The sequence below is a fragment of the Peribacillus sp. V2I11 genome (assembly GCF_030817135.1).
Taxonomy (GTDB): Bacteria; Bacillota; Bacilli; order Bacillales; family DSM-1321; genus Peribacillus; species Peribacillus simplex.
In genome coordinates this window covers 77,730-97,500 of the sequence record NZ_JAUSYW010000001.1, presented here as the reverse complement: position 1 = coordinate 97,500, position 19,771 = coordinate 77,730, and the positions used below count along the sequence as shown (strand labels likewise).

Annotated in this window: 16 protein-coding genes, 2 rRNA genes and 3 pseudogenes (1 of these 21 running past the window's edge); 11 read left to right on the top strand and 10 right to left on the bottom strand. The window is 37.7% G+C overall.

Features of this window, described 5'->3' with window-relative positions:
* The 3 genes from QFZ73_RS00430 to QFZ73_RS00420 all read left to right on the top strand — a co-directional run.
* Nucleotides 1-175 (top strand): 23S ribosomal RNA (locus tag QFZ73_RS00430) (it extends 2,758 nt beyond the left edge of the window).
* Between the two features lie 67 nt (nucleotides 176-242).
* Nucleotides 243-358 (top strand): 5S ribosomal RNA (gene rrf, locus QFZ73_RS00425).
* 162 nt (nucleotides 359-520) lie between these two features.
* Complete coding sequence (locus tag QFZ73_RS00420) at nucleotides 521-1,372, top strand: tyrosine-type recombinase/integrase (RefSeq protein ID WP_251438100.1); 852 nt, start codon at nucleotides 521-523, stop codon at nucleotides 1,370-1,372.
* Between the two features lie 697 nt (nucleotides 1,373-2,069).
* On the opposite strand, the gene QFZ73_RS00415 is transcribed toward QFZ73_RS00420, so the two are convergent.
* Entirely contained in the window at nucleotides 2,070-2,321 is a 252-nt protein-coding gene (locus tag QFZ73_RS00415; protein WP_307261825.1) for a hypothetical protein, read from the bottom strand.
* A 167-nt stretch (nucleotides 2,322-2,488) separates the two neighbouring features.
* Between QFZ73_RS00415 and QFZ73_RS00410 the strand changes: the two genes are divergently transcribed.
* From QFZ73_RS00410 to QFZ73_RS28800, 3 genes and pseudogenes are all read left to right on the top strand, one after another.
* Nucleotides 2,489-3,109 (top strand): beta-ketoacyl synthase N-terminal-like domain-containing protein, encoded by a 621-nt coding sequence (locus QFZ73_RS00410; protein WP_307272497.1) that lies wholly within the window; start codon nucleotides 2,489-2,491, stop codon nucleotides 3,107-3,109.
* Nucleotides 3,110-3,148: 39 nt separating this feature from the next.
* On the top strand, nucleotides 3,149-3,610 hold the full coding sequence (locus QFZ73_RS00405; RefSeq protein WP_307272495.1) for a beta-ketoacyl-[acyl-carrier-protein] synthase family protein: 462 nt from the start codon (nucleotides 3,149-3,151) through the stop codon (nucleotides 3,608-3,610).
* Between the two features lie 351 nt (nucleotides 3,611-3,961).
* Nucleotides 3,962-4,251: pseudogene (locus tag QFZ73_RS28800) on the top strand (Asd/ArgC dimerization domain-containing protein).
* 690 nt (nucleotides 4,252-4,941) lie between these two features.
* Here QFZ73_RS28800 and QFZ73_RS00395 read toward each other — a convergent pair.
* The 4 genes from QFZ73_RS00395 to QFZ73_RS00380 all read right to left on the bottom strand — a co-directional run bounded on the left by QFZ73_RS00395 (nucleotide 4,942) and on the right by QFZ73_RS00380 (nucleotide 8,707).
* Nucleotides 4,942-6,135, bottom strand: a complete 1,194-nt coding sequence (locus QFZ73_RS00395) for an MFS transporter (protein WP_307261820.1) — start codon at nucleotides 6,133-6,135, stop codon at nucleotides 4,942-4,944.
* Nucleotides 6,136-6,558: 423 nt separating this feature from the next.
* A complete protein-coding gene (locus tag QFZ73_RS00390; RefSeq protein WP_307261818.1) occupies nucleotides 6,559-6,972 on the bottom strand; it encodes a cupin domain-containing protein in 414 nt (137 codons plus the stop codon).
* Between the two features lie 214 nt (nucleotides 6,973-7,186).
* Nucleotides 7,187-7,933, bottom strand: a complete 747-nt coding sequence (locus QFZ73_RS00385) for an SDR family oxidoreductase (RefSeq protein WP_307261816.1) — start codon at nucleotides 7,931-7,933, stop codon at nucleotides 7,187-7,189.
* A gap of 18 nt (nucleotides 7,934-7,951) precedes the next feature.
* Nucleotides 7,952-8,707 carry a carboxymuconolactone decarboxylase family protein gene (locus tag QFZ73_RS00380; protein ID WP_307261814.1) on the bottom strand — a complete coding sequence of 252 codons (756 nt, stop codon included), beginning with the start codon at nucleotides 8,705-8,707 and terminating at the stop codon, nucleotides 7,952-7,954.
* 288 nt (nucleotides 8,708-8,995) lie between these two features.
* Here QFZ73_RS00380 and QFZ73_RS00375 point away from each other — a divergent pair, with 288 nt between their 5' ends.
* A complete protein-coding gene (locus tag QFZ73_RS00375; RefSeq protein ID WP_307261812.1) occupies nucleotides 8,996-9,475 on the top strand; it encodes a TetR/AcrR family transcriptional regulator in 480 nt (159 codons plus the stop codon).
* 117 nt (nucleotides 9,476-9,592) lie between these two features.
* On the opposite strand, the pseudogene QFZ73_RS00370 reads toward QFZ73_RS00375, so the two are convergent.
* Nucleotides 9,593-9,937, bottom strand: a pseudogene (locus QFZ73_RS00370) (IS110 family transposase); the annotation flags it as partial.
* A gap of 675 nt (nucleotides 9,938-10,612) precedes the next feature.
* Here QFZ73_RS00370 and QFZ73_RS00365 point away from each other — a divergent pair.
* Both QFZ73_RS00365 and QFZ73_RS00360 read left to right on the top strand, forming a co-directional pair.
* A complete protein-coding gene (locus QFZ73_RS00365) occupies nucleotides 10,613-11,590 on the top strand; it encodes a ring-cleaving dioxygenase (protein ID WP_307261809.1) in 978 nt (325 codons plus the stop codon).
* Nucleotides 11,591-11,699: 109 nt separating this feature from the next.
* Complete coding sequence (locus QFZ73_RS00360; RefSeq protein WP_307261807.1) at nucleotides 11,700-12,299, top strand: nitroreductase family protein; 600 nt, start codon at nucleotides 11,700-11,702, stop codon at nucleotides 12,297-12,299.
* Between the two features lie 159 nt (nucleotides 12,300-12,458).
* Here the strand turns inward: QFZ73_RS00360 and QFZ73_RS00355 are convergent.
* Both QFZ73_RS00355 and QFZ73_RS00350 read right to left on the bottom strand, forming a co-directional pair.
* A pseudogene (locus QFZ73_RS00355) lies at nucleotides 12,459-13,817 on the bottom strand (IS1182 family transposase).
* A 408-nt stretch (nucleotides 13,818-14,225) separates the two neighbouring features.
* A complete protein-coding gene (locus QFZ73_RS00350; RefSeq protein ID WP_307261805.1) occupies nucleotides 14,226-15,569 on the bottom strand; it encodes an aminotransferase-like domain-containing protein in 1,344 nt (447 codons plus the stop codon).
* A gap of 118 nt (nucleotides 15,570-15,687) precedes the next feature.
* Between QFZ73_RS00350 and QFZ73_RS00345 the strand changes: the two genes are divergently transcribed.
* Together QFZ73_RS00345 and QFZ73_RS00340 are read left to right on the top strand one after the other, a co-directional pair.
* Entirely contained in the window at nucleotides 15,688-16,644 is a 957-nt protein-coding gene (locus QFZ73_RS00345; protein ID WP_307261803.1) for a DMT family transporter, read from the top strand.
* Entirely contained in the window at nucleotides 16,645-17,529 is an 885-nt protein-coding gene (locus QFZ73_RS00340; RefSeq protein ID WP_307261801.1) for a DMT family transporter, read from the top strand. It begins immediately after the preceding gene.
* A 223-nt stretch (nucleotides 17,530-17,752) separates the two neighbouring features.
* Here QFZ73_RS00340 and QFZ73_RS00335 read toward each other — a convergent pair whose 3' ends face one another.
* Together QFZ73_RS00335 and QFZ73_RS00330 are read right to left on the bottom strand one after the other, a co-directional pair.
* Complete coding sequence (locus tag QFZ73_RS00335; RefSeq protein WP_251438089.1) at nucleotides 17,753-18,310, bottom strand: MFS transporter; 558 nt, start codon at nucleotides 18,308-18,310, stop codon at nucleotides 17,753-17,755.
* Nucleotides 18,307-19,737 carry an FAD-binding oxidoreductase gene (locus tag QFZ73_RS00330; protein ID WP_307261797.1) on the bottom strand — a complete coding sequence of 477 codons (1,431 nt, stop codon included), beginning with the start codon at nucleotides 19,735-19,737 and terminating at the stop codon, nucleotides 18,307-18,309. The genes QFZ73_RS00335 and QFZ73_RS00330 overlap by 4 nt, the downstream gene beginning before the upstream one ends.
* Nucleotides 19,738-19,771 lie beyond the last annotated feature (34 nt).

Below are 19,771 nucleotides of genomic sequence, written 5' to 3'. Positions count from 1 at the left end.
ACGTGCGGACGGGATAAGTGCTGAAAGCATCTAAGCATGAAGCCCCCCTCAAGATGAGATTTCCCATGGCGCAAGCTAGTAAGATCCCTGAAAGATGATCAGGTTGATAGGTCAGAGGTGGAAGCGTGGCGACATGTGGAGCTGACTGATACTAATAGATCGAGGACTTAACCAACGCTTTTTAAAAAATGAAATACCTTCTTCTTATTATCTAGTTTTGAAGGAACAACGTTCCTGATATGTTTGGTGGCGATAGCGAAGAGGTCACACCCGTTCCCATTCCGAACACGGCAGTTAAGCTCTTCAGCGCCGATGGTAGTTGGGGGTTTCCCCCTGTGAGAGTAGGACGCCGCCAAGCAATGTTTATCACATCAATTAGGATTCATAAACCTGTATAAACTGGTTCAAATCCTATCTACGCATTCTAAACCTTAGGATTTTCCTAAGGTTTTTTTGTATAAATTCCACCATTCGTTGGAAAGGCTTTTTAATAGCATGATTTTGGTAGGGGGCTTCTCGAATGACCAGTAAAGAAGAAATCCTGGACAATAAACAAATTCTTCATTCTTTTGCGGAATGGTTAATGGGTCAAAATAAATCCGATGGTACGATTAAAACCTATGTGGGAGTTATCTCCCAGCTTCTTCAATGGTTTAAGGATGAGGCGGAAGAGATTGAAAAATCCCACGTCCAAACCTATTTAGACGATATGGAACAGTCAAACAAGAGTGGAGGAACGATTGAAAAACATTATTCAGCCATTACCATGTTTTCCAGGTTCCTTGATAAACCCGAGATCGTCCTCAACATCGATCGTAAAGCAAAAGAAAAGAAAGAAGATCCGCCAAAAGCCCTGAACATGCTTGAGCAAGCTGCTCTCCTCAAAGAAATCGAGGCCTCTGGGCATTTCAGGAATATTGCTATTGTATACACAATGATTCATACGGGTATCCGGGTGTCCGAACTTTGTGATTTGAACCATAGCGACATTCAAAAAGAGGGAGAAAGGCAATATATCCTCATCCGGGATTCAAAAGGTGATATAGACAGGAAGATTCCACTCTCCATGACCGCTAGTGAAAAAATCAAGGCATACAAGGAATTTTTAAATATGGAAACGGAAGCTATCTTCATATCCAGTGTGAATCAGCGCATCACGCCAAGGTCAGTGCAATATATGCTGACTAAATATAATGCGACTCCCCATAAGCTGCGGAATACGTTTTGCCAAAAATTAATCGATAAGGGGATAGACCTTCAAACCGTTTCAAAATTGATGGGGCATAAAGATTTGAACATGACCAAACGTTATATAGGAGATGGAAAAGAAGAATTGGAATTAGCCATTGAAAATACCTTTGATAATTTATAAGGGAGGAAAACTTCTTGTATATCGGGAAGTATTCCCAATCCTTTTCATTATATAAATTCCAATGGCACTGGGGAATTCTTGCTGCTGAAAAATAGCCTTTCTCTCAGTTTTTCCTTATGCTCTTTCCTTTCTTTTTTCAATTTTTTCATTCTTCCCAGAACTTCAGAGCTTTTTTATTGGATACCGTGAATAGTAGATTCTTTAGTTGGGGAATAAATTAGTTTGTAAAAATGAATGGCCTCTGCTCCCCGCCTTTTCCTAGGGTTAGTTGCAGGGGTATTCTTTGCCTTACACGAATCCCAAGATCGGAACGAGTGGATAAAGAGGTGTTCTGTGGGAAAAATGTAAAAGCTCATTAAGTATACTTCGATTATGTAATCACATTAATTAACTCTAATTCCAAGGAGGAATAAAAATAGGTGGAATAAATCAGGAGAGAGAGTGGGGCTGGAAAACCTAATTAGGACGTTTAGTGCCCAAAATGAATATCAGCCGATGCTTTCAAGGTATTAGCTTTTTCGTTTTTATCAATTTATGTAGCATTTTTATACTTGACTGTTTTCTACTTCGGAAGAAGCCTAACTGTTGCATAAAAAAGGGGATTTATTTTATATACTGATCCCGGTATTGGCCTCACCTGCGCTAGATACTATGACGGCTACGCATGCATATCATCCTAGAAACATCATTGGACTTCTTATTCTACTATTTGGTGTTGCAGGGTTGTTTCTATTAGTGGTTTCTCGGCTTCAATTATAAAAGCACCCTTGTCATTTAGGTATTCAAGTGAGATTCCCCTTCTTAATGCTGTTTGTTCCATTAATCTAATTTCTTGATACATAGCATCAGACAAGATACCTTTTTCAATGTTCTTATTTATTTCATAATAAAACCCCGCCAATAATTCTAACGGTAATTTATCGTAAAGGGAACTTTTTTCGTTCTCCATAAAGCACCTCCTCATTCGACAATAAATCTAGTAAACACATTTGTAATAAAACATAAGGGATCTTAAGGGGAGCTTTCAAGTTAGGGAAACCCTGAATTTGACCGATTTGGCAGAATACAGAGTTTTTTTGTATTTGAAAAAAGGAGCAAAGTGCCCGCTTAAAAAAAATTAAATCTGATGACTATAACAATATTAGCACCAAAATTGCAGGTTATATTACCGACTTTGACGCAGAGCAATTTATTGATAAAAAAGAAAAGGAGAAATATGACTTATTCGTACAGTATGCTGTTGCTGCTGCTCAACAAGCTTTGGAACAGGCGAATCTAGGTTTACAAAATGTTAATAAGGAGCGATTAGGGATTTATATTGGTTCCGGTATTGGAGGAATTAATACTACATTAGATAATCATAAAGCTTTGCTTGAAAGAGGACCAAGAAAAGTTTCTCCATTTATGGTTCCAATGATGATCAGTAATATGGCGTCAGGAATAATATCTATAAAAACGGGTTTTAAGGGGCCTAGCTTTTCACCTGTTTCTGCTTGTGCAACAGGGAATCAAGCTATTGGGGAGGCTTTTTTAAATATTCGACAAGGTTATTCTGATGGTATATTAGCTGGAGGGGCTGAAGCTCCTATTAATCCACTAGCTTTTGCTGGATTCTTAAGAATGAGAGCAATGTCTACTTTTAATGATTTTCCAGAAAAGGCAAGTCGCCCATTTGACAGAGGGCGTGATGGCTTTGTAATGTCTGAAGGAGCGGGTGTTTTATTCCTGGAAGAATAAGAACATGCGAGAGAAAGAGGAGCGACAATTTAAGGAGAAATCGTAGGTTATGGTTCCACAACAGATGCCTATCATATTACGTCCCCTGATTACAATGGGGCCGCAAATGCAATGAAATTGGCTTTAGATATGGGAAAGATTCGATTGACTGATGTGGATTATATAAATGCACATGGTACAAGTACTCCTGAAGGAGATAAATCAGAGACCAAAGCGATTAAAAGTGTTTTTGGTACTCATGCTTATAACTTAAAGGTAAGTTCCACTAAATCGATGACTGGGCACCTTTTTGGAGCAGCAGGTGGGATTGAGGCTATTATAACCCTTAAAAGTATCATGGAAGATATAGCTCCTCCAACTATTAATTATGATATACCGGATGAAGAGTGTGATTTAGATTATGTTCCAAACCATGCAGTTGACATGAAAATAAACTATGCTATTTCTAATGGTTTTGGAGGACATAATGCAGTGTTGGCATTTAAGAAATTTTCGATATAGATAGGACTGAAGAAAAGGAATAATCGATAGGTTATATATTATTCTATTGATTAAATGCTCACTAACTCGATGCTTTCTTAAAATAACTGAGACGCCCTTTTTACAGCTCCTTCACATTTTTCGATATGCGTAAAAACTCAAGTAGACAAAGTGATCGATTTTGGTTCTGACTTTCGATTGAAAAACAAAGAGGATTGGAACGGGTATACGGCAAAACGCATATTCAATGGAATTTGGTATCAGAAGCGGGTCTATGGAATAACCGAACTATATCGAAATGACATTAAGGGTACGAGAATTGTCGTAAATCCTGGGTTTTTCTCTTCATCTACAATCCTTGCACTTGCACCAATGGTGAGGGAAGGGCTCATTGATTTAGATAAAATTGTTGTAGATGGTATGTCAGGAACGGTTGGAGCAGGGAATAAGCTAGATCGTACTCTGCATCAACCCGAAATACAAAACAATATTTATCCTACAACGTTGTGAACCATCGGCATACCTATGAAATGGAACAGGAATTTTCCGTAATTGCAGGACGATCCGTCCACGTGAACTTCACACCCCATTATGTGCTGATATCAAGGGGAATATTGACCGTAAATCACTGTTTTCATATAAATCCAAATATCGTGCTTTAAACCTATTTTCAATAACCCCTGTGCCTTATGCATCAGGGGTTGCTTTTATGGGAAAGTGAGCCCTTTCTATACTTAATTATTTACAAACAGTTTCAAGATTGTGAAGAAGTAGCGTCACATTGCCATCAAGTTAAGTTTTGTAGTGCCCCCAGAACGGAATTTTTACTTTCTTGTAACTTATAAGCTCAATTTATCGTTTTTGGGGGTGACCTATTTTCTTAGCTTGATGGGCATGTGGTAGGACCCCATTCCCATCAAGTTAAAATTTCTTTATACCCCCCAAAAAATAACCGTATTACCAACAGTTAAGGTAACGGCTGTACCATTTTCAATTACGTTTTTTCCAATGCTGTTTCCTCACTTTAGTTTGTATCATTTAGATTCATTCCGTCACTTTTATTTTACAATTTCACCCCTAGGGAAATGTTTCTTTTTAAGTCTTATTATTTTTTTGTAATACTAAAATGAAAAGTTACTCACTAACCTCAAATTTAGCCTTCACAAGGAATGTTTCTCGTTCCTCATCCAAATAATCTTCAATGTTTCCCAACCAATGATGTTACCAATACGGCAAATAATATAGAGTCTTTCCATATGAACAGCGTGTTGCATTCTGCGATGTAATACATAATACAAATCAACCGAAAACAGGGCAAACTTTTCGCCCCTATCACCAAATTTCATGTTATTTTAACTTTTTAAACGCGAATTTATCCATAAAGCGATTAGAACTGCAGTTATTCCTAAAATACATACTCCGTTCCAACCATAATAGTTCCATGCCATAGCACTTAATGTAGATCCTGCAGCTGCTCCGATAAAATTGCTTACCACAAAAACAGTGTTTATTCTGCTTCTTTCATCATCACTTAGGCTAAAAAGTTTAATTTGGTAAAATACTTGTGCACCTTGAACACCTAAGCTTAATAAGATTACGCCTATTACCATTCCCAAAATATTCATACTGAACAAACCAAAAATTAAATATGAGATTAGAGTGATTCCAATACATGTCACACCAATAAATTTGACAATTTTTGTTTCACTTAAACGCCCGATAATGTTCGCACCCAGTGCACCAGCTACACCTAATAATCCAAATAGCCCAGCTTGATCACTCTGCATAGAAAATGGCGGATTTCCTAATAAGAAAATCATGGTTGTCCAAAATCCACTGAAAGCACAAAACAACAATGCTCCTGAAATTGAAATCAGCATTAAACTAGGATACTTGCGTGGCATAGTTAAAACTGATTTAAGTAATTCTTTATAAGTAAAATTATCAATTGTGTTCGATTTTGTAACTGGTAATTTGTAATACATAATTATTCCAAGTATGAACATCAGTATAGCGGCAACAACAAACATAGCTCTCCACCCTGCTACTTGTCCAACAAATCCAGATACTGTCCTAGACAATAAAATCCCAATTAAAAGACCACTTACGACTGTCCCTACTACCTTTCCTCTTTCTTTGGGTGAAGCCAACTGAGCAGCAAGAGGGGAAATAATTTGTGGCACGACACTAGTTAAACCAACAGCAAAACTGGCAAGGTTCATCCATAGTAAATTTTGTGCTGTAGCAACACCTAAAAGGGATACCGTTACCAAGCCAGTTAACGTTAATATCAATTTCTTTTTTTCTTTGATATCTCCTAGGGTTGCAAACATAAATATTCCTAATGCGTATCCTAACTGTGTAAACGTAGCAACTAATCCTGCAGAACTAGACGTTGTATGAAAGGTTTTTGCTATTTCTGAAAGCAAGGGTTGGTTATAATATATATTTGCTACCGATATTCCACCGGCGATAGCTAATAGAAGTGTCATAGCTTTAGTTATAGTATTATTAATATTTTTTTCTGCTGCTATTGAAGTAAGCATATGTTGAATCCTCCACTCAAATAATTATTAGTTCCTATCACTAATCGCATTTTCCTTCTGAAATATCCGCCCTAAAGTTCACTCGAAGGCTTCCTCAGATGATACAAACGAAATTAAATGAGGCAGCTCATCTTCAAATCTATTTCCCTATTTGAATACCCACTTATCCTAGTTATATATTGTGGGGAAGGATAACTGGTAAAGGGTTTTAAGGGATGAACACATCCTTTTGCAAACGGAGAATTTAGAAATTCCAAAGATAGTCGCTACGATCAAATAGTGAAGGATAAAATTGAAATTAAAGACTAACTTTCATTTAGAGCGATTTGAAAAAATTTCTTTTGTTACATTTTTATCCGAAAATAATAACTGCCCCAATTTATATAGTTGGGGCAGTTAAAGAGAGATCTCTTTTTTTACAATTTATTTTGTTGCATGGTCATATACTTCATCAGAAACAGGTTCCAACCATTCCGGCGTACCTGCAGTGATTGCAATATGCTCAAACCAACTATCTTTTGCGGCACCATGCCAGTGTTTTACACCATCATGAGTAACAATAATATCTCCAGCTTTTAAGAATTGAGCAGGTTTTCCTTCTTCTTGGTACCAACCTTCGCCACCTGTCACTAATAAAAGTTGAAATCCATTACGATGGATATGCCAGTTATTCCGGCACCCTGGTTCAAAGGTCACATTCCCAACCCCAACATTAACTTTAGGATCTGCAATCAATGATTTAAGGTAACTTTGTCCTACGAAATATTGTGCATATGCTTCATTTTTCTCTCCTACTGGGAAAATAATGCCATTTTTTACTTCTTCATGTTTTGTCATTTTAATTCCTCCAATAATATTTTTAAAATTTGTACTAACCAATTTTTAAATGCTTTGTCCGATTTTTATACTCTAGAACCACAGACTGGCAATCCTACTTTAACCTCCCCCTCGATCGACAGGTCTTGTGGAATTGAACCCTAGTAATGATGACCCAACCTCTTGAGCGATAAACTGCTCAAAGGTGTGTAAACGTGGCAGTCAATTGCATTGTTTAACCAACCTGAACGGTCGGGCGAATAATCATTTCATTGATACCAACATCAGATGGTTGTTCAATTGCAAAGGTAATTGCGTGAGCAATGCGGTCAGCATCAATTGCAATTTTGTAAAATTCATCCAATCCCTCTTTCATCGTTGGGTCTGTTGTCGTTTTTAACAATTCACTACTAATAGCCCCAGGAGAAATATTGGTCACACGTATATTGGTGCCACTCATCGCTTCTTCTTGACGTAAACCTTCTGAGATTGTTCTTACTGCATATTTGGTACCACAGTATACGGTTCCACCTGGGTAGATGTTATGCCCGGCTACCGAAGAAAGATTAATAACATGACCGGATTTACGTTCCCTCATAGATGGAACGATGGAGGCGATGGCATATAAAACACCTTTGATGTTAACATCAATCATTTTATCCCACTCGTCCACTTTAGTTTCAGCAAGAAAAGCCTGTGGCATGATTCCAGCATTGTTGACTAATACGTCGATCTTTCCAAATTCTTTAAGAGCAAACGCAGCAAGTTCTTCCATTTGCTCGCGAGAAGTCACATCTGTCACTTTATAAATAGCTTGTCCGCCACTGGTTTGAATTTCATCATGTAATTTCTTTAAACGGTCTTCACGACGAGCAGCGAGTACCAACTTTGCACCTTTTGATGCCAGTTCTTTTGCAGTAGATTCTCCAATCCCGGAAGAAGCACCGGTAATAACGACAACTTTATTTTGTATATTTGACATAATTAATAACACCCTTTCTTAATTCTCAGGAATAATTTCATTAACGCAAGCTAATGCGTTCAGTGTTCTCGGAAAGCCCATATATGGGAGACAGTGAGTGATGGCGGTTATCAATGTTTCCTTGTCATTGCCCACATTTTTGTTACCGTGCACATGTGCCTTAATTTGACTTTCAGTACCGCCTAATGCACTGACAATACAGATTGTCAACAACTCCCGTGTTTTCAAATCAAGTCCGCCACGGGTATAGAAATCTCCGAAGCAAAAAGTAGAAAGATGTTCCTGAATATGCTTTTGATTTGACGGGGCACTCTCTTGCATTTTTTTAATGACATCTCCAAAAATTTCTACTTGAGTTGCAAGACCTTTTTGAAATCGATTATCTTCATCTATAGTCTTTTGGCTTTCAATTGGTAAAGCAATATTTTTTGCTTTGAAAACTTCATTGACTTCATTGGTAGCATTTAACGTTTTTGGGAATCCAATGTATGGAGTACACTGGTAAACAGCCTCTTTGATTTCTACAGGTGTTAGCCCAACATTTAGAGCTGCACTAACATGTTCTTTTAGTTGGGGCAATGTTTGATTCGTCACAAGAACCACCAGGGTGATCAACTCACGCTGTTTGTCATCCAGATTACCTTGATAAAAAACTTCCCCAAAAATGATATGGTTCAGAATGTCCTGAAAATCAGGATCGATAGCATGTGCGGCAGTTACTCCCGCACCAAATAGCTGGTTGAACTTTTCCTTGCTCTTTTCAATACGGTCCATAACTAAACCTCCTCTTTGAATTTAATTAACTCTTCTAGTATTTCGAGGCTAGTAAAATTTGATGTTTTAGTAAATCGCATGTTGATGCGTTATCGTACATCTGTGTATAATATAAAATGAAAAGAGGATGACTGCAACAATCAAAATGCCGTGATTTGTGCGTTACTGCACAAGTTGAGTAAAATTGTGCGATAACTTTTAAGAAAGCTTGGTGATTACTACAATGTCTAGGGTGGATAGAAGAGTACAAAATCTCAAGAAGCAATAAAAAATGCTTTTATTGAACTGATGTCTGAAAAAAGTTTTGATCATATTACGATACAAGATATTTCCGACAGGGCAAATGTCGGTCGTAGAACGATTTATGACCATTACACGGATAAATATGATCTTCTGGAAAAACTCATTGAAGAACATATTAACGAACTAAGGAAACTGTGCGAATCGGCATCTGAATTGGATTTTGTTGAGGGAAATCTGATTTGGTTTGAATATTTTGAACGTAATTATTCATTCTTTTCAACTATGCTAGCGAGTAAAGGAGCCCCTGCTTTTCGGAATCATTTCCTAGAATTTGTAATCGAGGAGTTGGAAGGTGAAGTAGATGTAACCGAAGGAAAAAATCAAGGATTAAGTAAGGATTTAATTCTTAAATTTTTTGGAGCAGCCATCGTGGAGATAGTAGAAGCGTGGTTCACAAATGGATTATCTGAATCAACTCAAGTCGTGGCAGAACAAGTGGGGATTTTGTTAGATAGGAATTTATAGTTTCTCCCATTTACTCAACCTCTTGAATTAGTCGAGAGGGAAAGCTGGGAATAGGATCGAGGCTGTCAATGAGGCAGCTTTTATCATAAGGAAAGTTGTGAGCAAACAATGCCAAAAGTAAAACAACTCACAGAGAAGATAGGCATCCATGGCATCTGTTTTTACCTTTCTTAAGCTTGATCCTCGTGCCTTATATGAAATCAATGATAATGATAATCAATAAATATCCTCGTTCTTCCAAGTAATGAACGACTGGAGTTTGATAATGATGTCCAGTGGCTTCTAAAACGACTGAAGGCTTCTGACCAGACTCTTTCTTTACATCCTCAAGAAACGCTACAAGTAAAGCCCCTCAATAGTATGAGTTATTTTAAAACTCTTTGGATAAGGTTTACCTTTATCCAAAAATGCTTGAACCTGACTTTCCCATTTTGCCACATCCAGACCAACAACTGGATTCATAAATTATCTCCGCCTAATATAAAATCACCGGTACCCCAATTCCTTCTTGCAGTATCATAGCTTCGCTTGTTATACGAGATCTACGTCCCAACCAGCCTAATCATGTTTCTACAAGTAGGGGGCGAACTGTTTAGTTGACGGGATCAAGTCCCACAGGTGCGGACGTTCTACCAAGGCTACGGTTATCATATATCGATATAAAAAATGGTCAACCAGAAATATTTTCTGGCCGACCTTATAATACGAACAGGTGCGATAGTACTTATTCTGATCCAATTTTCCCGAAAAAGTGACTGATTGTCTTTGCCTCATTTATAGCTATAGGCAATAACTTATATACAGAAGGGCATTTGCTTTAGAATGGATGTTCTTACGTAGAATATTTAGAATTAATTTCTCTTATTATAAAAAGGATAATTGTCAGTGGTGTTTTTTTGTCGGAAATTATTTTGATTTTGAGATATATTAATTTAAGATAATGTTGTTGACAGTGAATGGTATTCATGATAAATTATCCTTAAGTAAAGATAATTTAATTCGAGATAATAAAATGTATGTAAAACCTTATCCAAACCCCTTTAATGAATAGCCAACATTCTTGAAGTAAAAATATAGGGGATTAATGAAAAAGCTGAACAGCCAAATATTGAATCGTTTTAATGGGAGGAATAATTTATGAATGGATTAAAAGGTATACACCACGTAACGGCCATAACTAGTAGTGCAGAAAAGAATTATGAATTTTTCACAAATATATTGGGCATGCGTTTAGTCAAGAAAACAGTTAACCAAGATGATATCCGAACCTATCACCTGTTTTTTGCCGACGATGTTGGCGGTCCAGGTACTGACATGACATTCTTCGATTTTCCTGGTATTCCTAAAGGAGTGCATGGGACTAATGAGATTTCAAAAACATCCTTCCGTGTACCGAATGATGCGGCATTGGAGTATTGGGTTAAGCGCTTCGACCGTTTAGAAGTACGGAATACAGGAATCCAAGAACAATTTGGTAAAAAGATCATTTCATTTGTGGATTTTGATGATCAGCAATATCAATTGATCTCAGATGAAAATAATGAAGGAGTTGCAGCTGGGATTCCTTGGCAAAAAGGACCGATTCCACTGGAATACGCTATTACAGGATTAGGACCAATTTTCATTCGGATCGCCAACTTCGATTACTTTAAAGAAATGATGGAAAAAGTCCTATTATTCAAAGAAATAGACAAGGAAGGATCATTTCACTTATTTGAAGTAGGGGAAGGTGGGAATGGTGCACAAGTGATTGTCGAGCATAATTCGATCCTTCCTCAGGCACGGCAGGGTTTTGGGACTGTTCACCATACAGCCTTCCGTGTTGAAGACCGTTCCGTTCTGGAAGAATGGATCAAACGAATGGAAAGCTTCCAATTTCATACGTCTGGTTATGTTGACCGTCACTTTTTTGAGTCGCTTTACGTACGAGTGGCGCCGCAAATTTTATTCGAGTTTGCCACGGATGGTCCTGGATTTATGGGGGATGAGCCGTATGAAACGCTTGGAGAAAAGTTATCTTTACCACCGTTCTTAGAACCGAAAAGGGATCAAATCGAAAAGTTGGTCCGTCCCATTGATACAGTAAGAAGCACCAAGGAAATCATTAAAGAATAATTGACCAGCTTTAGCGAATGATAAGTTGGTTTATGCCCATACTAAAACAGGTAGAAATAAAAAATGGAATAATCATTTGAAATAAAAAAATGCTCTGGAGGAATGACTCATGACAAAAGATTTTTACACGGCCATTAAAGAGAGACGTTCATATTATGGAATCAATAAAGAGGTCCAAGTATCGGAAGAGAAAATTAAAGAAATTGTTGAATTTGCGGTAAAACATACGCCATCGGCTTTTAATTCCCAATCTTCCCGCCTGGTTGTTTTGACAGGCTCGGCACATGATAAATTATGGGATATTACGACGCAGGCTTTAAGGAAAGCGGTTGGTGAGGGAGATTTCTCTGGCACTCAACAAAAAATGGATTCGTTTAAAGCGGGATATGGTTCAGTATTATTCTTTGAAGATGAGTCTGTTGTGAAATCACTTCAAGAACAATTTGCAACTTATGCCGATAACTTCCCAATCTGGTCACAACAAACATCAGGCATGCATCAATTAGTTGTTTGGACTGCACTTGAAGCTGAAGGATTGGGAGCAACTTTACAGCATTATAATCCTCTAATAGATGATGAAGTGAAAAAAGAATGGAATGTCCCAAGTAATTGGAAATTGATAGCGCAAATGCCATTTGGAAATCCAACAGCTCAACCGGGTGATAAAGAATTCAAACCACTTGAGGATCGTATAAAATTTTATAAATAAAGAGGACTGATAAGAGCAACCTTGTTGAGAGCCAATTCTAATTGGCTCTCAGTTTGTAGACAAAAGGGGTTCGGAATTAAAAAATTCTGAACCCCTTTTGAAATTCCCTTTGAATTTTCGCCTAAAGTTAAGAGATTGGGGCTCTACGAGCCCACTATGTTAGGCCATTTTTGGACCTCGCCATGTCCAATTGGCCATCTTCTTTAAATTAATGGCAGCGAAAGTTAGCATCGCCTGCATCGACAATTTTTTAAGTCCCCTTAAAGTAGTCCAACGCATACCATGCTTTTCTTTTGCATCTGCGAATACACGCTCAATCGTTTCTTTACGTTTTGCATATATAGGTTTTACATCTTGATGATGACGCAGATGATCTGCTTCTTCCACATGTGTTTGCCAGATATGCCGTGTCACCACTTTTTGACAGTCTTTGCTTTCTGTACACCGAGATAAAAATGAGCATGTTGTACAAATTTGTTTTGGCGATTTGTACTCGCGATAGCCCTCTTTATTTGTTGTTGAGTACTTTAAAGTTTCGCCCGAAGGGCAAAGGTAACAATCAAAATGTTCATCGTATACATAGTCCTGTTTGCGGAAAAATCCTTCTTTGGTGCGAGGACGTGTATAAGGTAAAGCCGGTATGATTTCTTTGTTAAATAGGTAGCTTGTAATCGCTGGTGTTTTATAAGCTGCATCTGCGCGCAACGGCTTCCGGTTCTCCAACTTTCTCAATCACTTGTTCAACTAGTGGCTCTAAGATCTGACTGTCATGTGTATTTCCAGGTGTTACAATCGTTCCCAATACAAAACCGTTGCGGTCTGCGGCCGCGTGGAATGAATAGGCAAACTGTTTTGTTCGTTCATCTTTCACATAGTAGCCACTCTCAGAATCCGTTGTACTTTCTTTAATCTCTTTGGTCTCTTCTTTATCAAATTTATCTGGTGGAAAAGGCTTTTTTCCATGGTTTTCACGATCTTGATTGATTTCTTCTTGAAGACGTCCTTGATACGCTCGTGTTTCTTTACGAACGATTTTCTTTTCAAATTTCCGTTTATTCGCACTGGCTTTCACATGTGTGGAATCCACGAAAACGTGTTCAGCACTTATTAACTTTTTATTAGCAGCTGTCATTAAAATGCGATAGAAAATCTGTTCAAACAGGTCTGTATCTTTAAAGCGTCGCTCATAATTTTTCCCGAACGTAGAGAAATGAGGTACTTTATCATGGAAACCATAGCCTAAGAACCAACGGTAAGCCATATTGGTTTCAACTTCTTCAATCGTTTTACGCATGGAACGAATACCGAAGGTATATTGAATGAAAGTCAGTTTAACTAAAATAACTGGATCAATACTTGGGCGTCCTACCTCTGAATACATATCTTTCACCAAGTCATAAATGAAAGTGAAGTCAATGGCAGCCTCCATTTTACGAACCAAATGGTTCGGTGGCACCAGTTGATCTAAAGTAATCATTTAAGTTGATCTCGCTGAATAGAATCATGTTTAGAAAGCATCCTCATCACCTCAAGTTTTAATACTTCTATTTTAAAACAAAAATGACTCCAGGCAAAAGTGTTCTATCTAAAAGGTAAGACAAAGTTGATTGGAACGGAAGGTACGAGACTCCTGCGGGAAAAGCGCGTCTAGGGGAGACCCCGCAGGCGAAAGCCGAGGAGGCTCCCCGACCGCCCGCGGAAAGCGAGTGCCTGGAGTGGAAATCAACGTCCAAATTGTACAAGCCATAAAAATAGACAAACTCGATTTTCATCGAGTTTGTCTACAGTCTGAGAGCCAATTCTAATTGGCTCTTTTTTGTTTGTGCTCATATGCCCATATTTTTTCGGTATTACAATAAGATAAAATATTTTCACTATTTTTTGTTTATTGCCCTGTGTGTAAGTGCTATACCTTATGTAAAAGTTTTATAAGTAATAATTTTGCTTTTTATTCAGTTCTTTAAAAATAAGAGCTATCCCTTGGTCAAGTTTTTGTATATTTGTATTGGACACGTTTAGTTTTAATATTTTTTCCTGGTGAAAGCCTTCTATATAATTTTGACCTATAGTCTCTACCAGTACTTGTTGATTTTGTAAGTTTTTGATGAGGTGAGCACTATTTAAACGATGAGGCAGTACGATATGTGCGTTCATACATATGGATGCTGGGCGATAAAAGCCTGGAGTAGAGTACTTTTCCAGAGCATCATATAGCAAGTTTGCACGTCTTAAATAGGAGAGCCGCACCTTGTTTCTATGGCGTTCAAACATACCGCTTTTTATGTAGATTTCCAAGGCTGCTTGTGAAATCATGGAACTATCAATATCAGCTGTTCTTTTATATAGTTGGAAGCTGACCGATAATGGTTTAGGTAATACGGCAACACCTATGCGTAGTCCCGGAAACATTATTTTAGAGAAGCTTTTTAAATAAATGACCATCTGATGAGTATCCCCGGAAAAAATGGGGTCTACCTTCATATTCTCTTCGAAATCTGCTAAATAATCATCTTCTACAATATAGACACCATACTTTACAGCAAGTTTTAGTATCTCTTCTCTGTCCTTTTTAGAGTAAGAAGTCCCTAACGGATTATGGAAACGAGGCATCGTATAAAAGAATTTAATTTCCTGACTGCTAAAAATCCGCTCTAATTCCTCTAAATCAATACCTTCTGCAGTTCGTCGGATTCCTAGCATGGGAATCTGGTACGCTTTCAATTGCTCCACAAATAGATGATAACTAGGCTGTTCAACTAGTATATGGGTACGTTCATTTGAAAAAGGGATGAACGATAATAAGGAAAGTGCTTGTTGCACGCCTGAAGTAATGAAAATCTGTTCTTCTTTGGCGAAAACCTGATACTGCTCTAATTGTTTTTGTATCACTTTTATTAAAGAGGGTAGTCCTTTTGGAGTGCCATAGATAAACAATTCTTGCTGATAGGTATCGATGGCTTTGTTGATGCAATGTTGAAAGTCATGATACGGAAATTGATGCCAAGCGGGAGCGGAAGTAACAAAGTCGATTTCCGCTGTTGGTTCACGTTTACCATCAAATTCTTTTTGAACGACATAATATCCACTTTTAGGAACCGCGTAGATTAAATGCCTCTTTTCCAATTCTTGCAGAGCTTTCAAAACTGTACTTTTACTACATTGATGTTGTTCGCTTAATTGACGAATCGATGGGAGTTTAAAGCCCGCTTTGAGCTGTCCATTCTGGATGAGAGATTCTAATTCATTACACAAAGCTACGTATTTTAACATGAATACCTCCTAAAAAACTGTACCGTTACAGATGCTTCTTATTTGTATTGTATCGTAGTGGAACTTTTAATACGATACTAACAACCGGCCGGGTGTTGAAAAGGAGGATTTACTCAATATGCCAGAAAATAAAAAAGCCTATATTGCGGCGATACTATATGCCTTTATTATTGGATTTTCATTTATTTTTACAAAAATATCATTAATGGAAGCGAGTCCGCTAGATACATTGGCACATCGATTTACGATGGCTTTTTTGATCGCGATAATTTTTAAGCTGTATCGGAGGACATCAGTGAGAATGAGCGCAGCCGATACTTTGAAAATTCTTCCGTTGGTGTTCCTTTATCCAATTTTATTCTTTACATTTCAAGTGTTTGGTCTCGTATATACCTCATCTTCAGAAGCGGGTATTATCCAAGCGACCATACCAATTTTCACGTTATTATCAGCTTCATTATTTTTGAGAGAATACGCAGGTAAAGGTCAGAAAATTTCCCTTTATTTTTCTGTGATAGGGGTTATCTTTATCTTTGTCATGAATGACTTGCAACTTGAGGCTCACAGTTTGAAAGGAACGATCCTGATCTTATTATCCTCGATTGCTGCCGCTCTTTATAATGTGGTAGCGAGGAAGGTAACAAAGCAATATTCACTATTTACGTTAACTTATGTGATGACGTTCTTTGGTTTTGTGACTTTTAATAGTATGGCCATCATCAACCATATAATCAACCAATCTATTAGAAGCTTTTTATTACCCTTCACAAGTAGTGGATTCCTCATTTCAATCGTATATCTTGGGGTATTATCGTCACTGCTTACTGCTTTTTTATCAAACTATGCATTATCTATATTACCAGCATCTAAAATGAGCGTTTTTAGTAATTTAGCGACATTGATTACGATTATAGCAGGGGTGATTTTCTTACATGAATCGATTCATTATTATCATGTTATAGGTGCAATGATTATTCTTGCTGGGGTAATCGGCACGAATTATTTTGGTGGAATTCAATCAAAGCATATTAGTAAGACCATTGCCGATCCATTGCTGAAAAGGGAGGTAAAGTGAATGAATAAATATGTGTTGTTACTCTTGATTAGTGGTATATGGGGATCTCAATTCTTCTTTATTGCATTAGTTATAGAAGATGTTGGGGTTATTACCTTGTCAGCCATCAAATCATGTATCGGCGGTATCTGTTTACTCTTCATTGGTTTTTTTTTATCAAAAGAAGAGCGAAGAGTACCTAGGAATTATTATAAATGGTATATAATCATTGCTTTTTTCGAGGTTGTACTGCCATTCGTGTTTATTGCACAAGGCCAGAAATCGGTGCCTAGCAGTATCGCAGCGGTGCTGATTGGAATGGTTCCCGTCTTTACCATCCTCTTTTTACTAGCATTTTTCAAAAGAAAAAGCACAAGGCCAGAGATTACAAGTATCCTATTCGGATTTGCAGGTATTGTCTTCCTTTCCTGGCCAACACAAGGATTCCAAGACCTTTCTAACAGTATTCAGGGTAACATCCTATTGATATTGGCTGCCATGAGTTTTGGATTGTCATTGATTTTTATGGAGAAATTAAACGAGGGATCTTCCGTTATTCATATGAGAAATGTATTACTGATTGCCAGTGCATTGCTCATTCCCATGTCCCTTTTGTTTGAGCAATCTTTCAAATTGGATTTAGCACGTTCTCAATCTATCTACTTATCGATTTTAGGCATTTTCCATGCAGGTGTTGTTTATGCATTATTTAATAGGCTGATTCGGCAAGAAGGCGCATTATTTACTTCATATAGTAATTATATAGTGCCTGTCATCGGAATGATTTTAGGCTTTTTCTTTTTACATGAAGCGTTGTCTATTCATCAGTTGATTGGAATGGGTATAATTATGATGTCATTATTTTTTTTAGACGGAAAAATAATAACCAAGTTGATAAGAAAGTAGTATTTTATTATATGTGCTCTGGTCCGTTATCTTTAATTGTACTAATAAACGCAGTAAGTTCAGAATTCGTATATTTAACGAAACCAAATTTTTTTTGAGTTTTTGATCGGCAAATGATTTATATAGTAGAAGAAGCATCTGCTGAGGTGCATGCAGATGCTTCTTCTACTATAAGGGGTAATTGATTTATTAGCGCTAACCAGTAATAAATGCTTATATTTATTTATTCTGCATTAGATAGAGAAGCGTTTTTCTCCATCTTCATTATAATAAATCCACTCCAGGCAAACAATAAGGATGCAAGGTAAAAGATGCTGCCGATCGTTAAAAAGTCGACTAAATATCCGGTTGCAATCACCGCAGCTGCAGCACCGATGGATGTCCAAACATGGTAATTTCCAATTTCCTCACCCGCTGTTTTCTTCGTAACATATCTTGCAAGTACCGTTTTTTCAGTGTTTTTTTGTACAGCCCCAAGTACTCCCATAATGATTTGCAGGAGATATACATGCCAAATTTCATATGCGAGAGGAAAGGCAAGAAGGATAAGTGCCATCCCCCATGAATAGATAAGGAGAAATGCTTTGTCACCGGCTTTGTCAGTGAATTTTCCGATTAAAGGATAGCTAAGTGCTGCAGTCAGTGAGAATATTCCATATGCCCACCCGAATTGCGAATAACTGGTGCCTACATTTTTGATTAGCAAAATATAAAAAGGGAAAATCATGCTGGCAGCCATACCAACAGTGCCTTGGTAAAAAATAAAACGTTTATAATTCATGAATGATACTCCTCATAGAAAAGATTCATGAAGCGATTATCAGGATCATATTTCTTCTTTAATCGAAAGAATTCCTCAGTACGCGGATACGCTACAAATAATTGTGTCTTGGTTGGATACCCATAATAGGGCAAATAGTAGCTGCCGTTATGGTCAAGCGTCACATTAATCATGTTACGGATGACCCTTTCCGTATTTTCCTTGCTTTCGTTATCTGTCCCTTGATTGATGAGCATCACTAGAGCGAACATATCATCCTTGGCATAGGACATGAGTGATTCATCATTATGTTCCACATAACGAATTGTAATATTTAATAAATTAAAATCTTTCTCATCAGATAAGGTTCTTCTTAAATCATCGATATAATCAGCAAATTGATCAATCGGAACGAAGTATTCTTGCAGCACCTCGGTTTTGGAGGGGTTGCTGTAATCCATAAAGGCAGAGTCCGACCGCATCACATTATTTCTCGAAACCAAGTTACCATCAATATTGGCCGTGTAAGATTTTTGTGTTTCCCAAAACCTTTTTTTACCCCAGTCATTATAACGTGAGAGGCCAAGAAAGAATTTAGGCACGGCGATGATCGTTTCCCGTTTGAGAGAATTGTAGGTAGATAGCCTTGTTTGGTCATTTGCCCTATAATAATCCGTTACATACATTTCATCCAAATAGGAGCCAGGAGCAACCGATATTCTTGCCAGATGCATTTTAACATCATCGTTTTGAAGAACATCCCTTTTAAAGTACGACGTATATTCATCATAATTGAGTGATTTAGTTTTAATTTTATAAAGTTCGTCATCGGTAAGGTGAAGTGTTACATCGAGAATTACTCCAAACAAACCATATCCGCCAATAACCGAATGGAAGAGCTCCGAATTTTCTTCGCGGCTCACTGTCAGGATTTGTCCTTTTGCGTTAAGCAATCTAAAAGATTCCACAGTTTCTATCAAGGCATGATGACGGATATCGCGGCCATGGACATTAACGCTCAAAGATCCGCCAATGGTAAAAATGTTTTGAGATTGACTGACCTTCAGTGCAAGTCCATATGGGTTGATATATTCCTGGAGAACAGCCCAGGTTGCTCCGCTTTGGACCGTGATGCGTTTTTCTTTTACATCCAAATCAAGTATTTCATCATATTGCTTCATATCGAGCAGGATCCCGTTTGGATATAATGTCTGACCTCCTTGGCTATGCTGCATTCCGGCAATGGAAATGGGATCATCGTCTTTTTTGGCATCCAAAACGACCTTTTTGATTGCTTCTTCACTATCTTCTGCCCTTATCGCTTTCATTTTTACTGGCATCAGCCGGCTGATATCTTCAGCAATAGGGTGGTCAAGCTTGAAATTAAAAGCCTGCAGTGATAATCCAAATAATAGTGCATATAGGATGATAATGAAAAATCGTTTCATGATATCTGGCTTTCGACTCCTTGTTTAAAATGTC

Coding starts and splice junctions, on each gene's coding strand:
- QFZ73_RS00345 (WP_307261803.1), top strand. CDS start 15,688: ATGCCAGAAAATAAAAAAGCCTATATTGCGGCGATACTATATGCCTTT.
- QFZ73_RS00330 (WP_307261797.1), bottom strand. CDS start 19,737: ATGAAACGATTTTTCATTATCATCCTATATGCACTATTATTTGGATTA.
- QFZ73_RS00360 (WP_307261807.1), top strand. CDS start 11,700: ATGACAAAAGATTTTTACACGGCCATTAAAGAGAGACGTTCATATTAT.
- QFZ73_RS00380 (WP_307261814.1), bottom strand. CDS start 8,707: ATGGACCGTATTGAAAAGAGCAAGGAAAAGTTCAACCAGCTATTTGGT.
- QFZ73_RS00375 (WP_307261812.1), top strand. CDS start 8,996: ATGTCTGAAAAAAGTTTTGATCATATTACGATACAAGATATTTCCGAC.
- QFZ73_RS00335 (WP_251438089.1), bottom strand. CDS start 18,310: ATGAATTATAAACGTTTTATTTTTTACCAAGGCACTGTTGGTATGGCT.
- QFZ73_RS00390 (WP_307261818.1), bottom strand. CDS start 6,972: ATGACAAAACATGAAGAAGTAAAAAATGGCATTATTTTCCCAGTAGGA.
- QFZ73_RS00365 (WP_307261809.1), top strand. CDS start 10,613: ATGAATGGATTAAAAGGTATACACCACGTAACGGCCATAACTAGTAGT.
- QFZ73_RS00340 (WP_307261801.1), top strand. CDS start 16,645: ATGAATAAATATGTGTTGTTACTCTTGATTAGTGGTATATGGGGATCT.
- QFZ73_RS00415 (WP_307261825.1), bottom strand. CDS start 2,321: ATGGAGAACGAAAAAAGTTCCCTTTACGATAAATTACCGTTAGAATTA.
- QFZ73_RS00395 (WP_307261820.1), bottom strand. CDS start 6,135: ATGCTTACTTCAATAGCAGCAGAAAAAAATATTAATAATACTATAACT.
- QFZ73_RS00420 (WP_251438100.1), top strand. CDS start 521: ATGACCAGTAAAGAAGAAATCCTGGACAATAAACAAATTCTTCATTCT.
- QFZ73_RS00350 (WP_307261805.1), bottom strand. CDS start 15,569: ATGTTAAAATACGTAGCTTTGTGTAATGAATTAGAATCTCTCATCCAG.
- QFZ73_RS00385 (WP_307261816.1), bottom strand. CDS start 7,933: ATGTCAAATATACAAAATAAAGTTGTCGTTATTACCGGTGCTTCTTCC.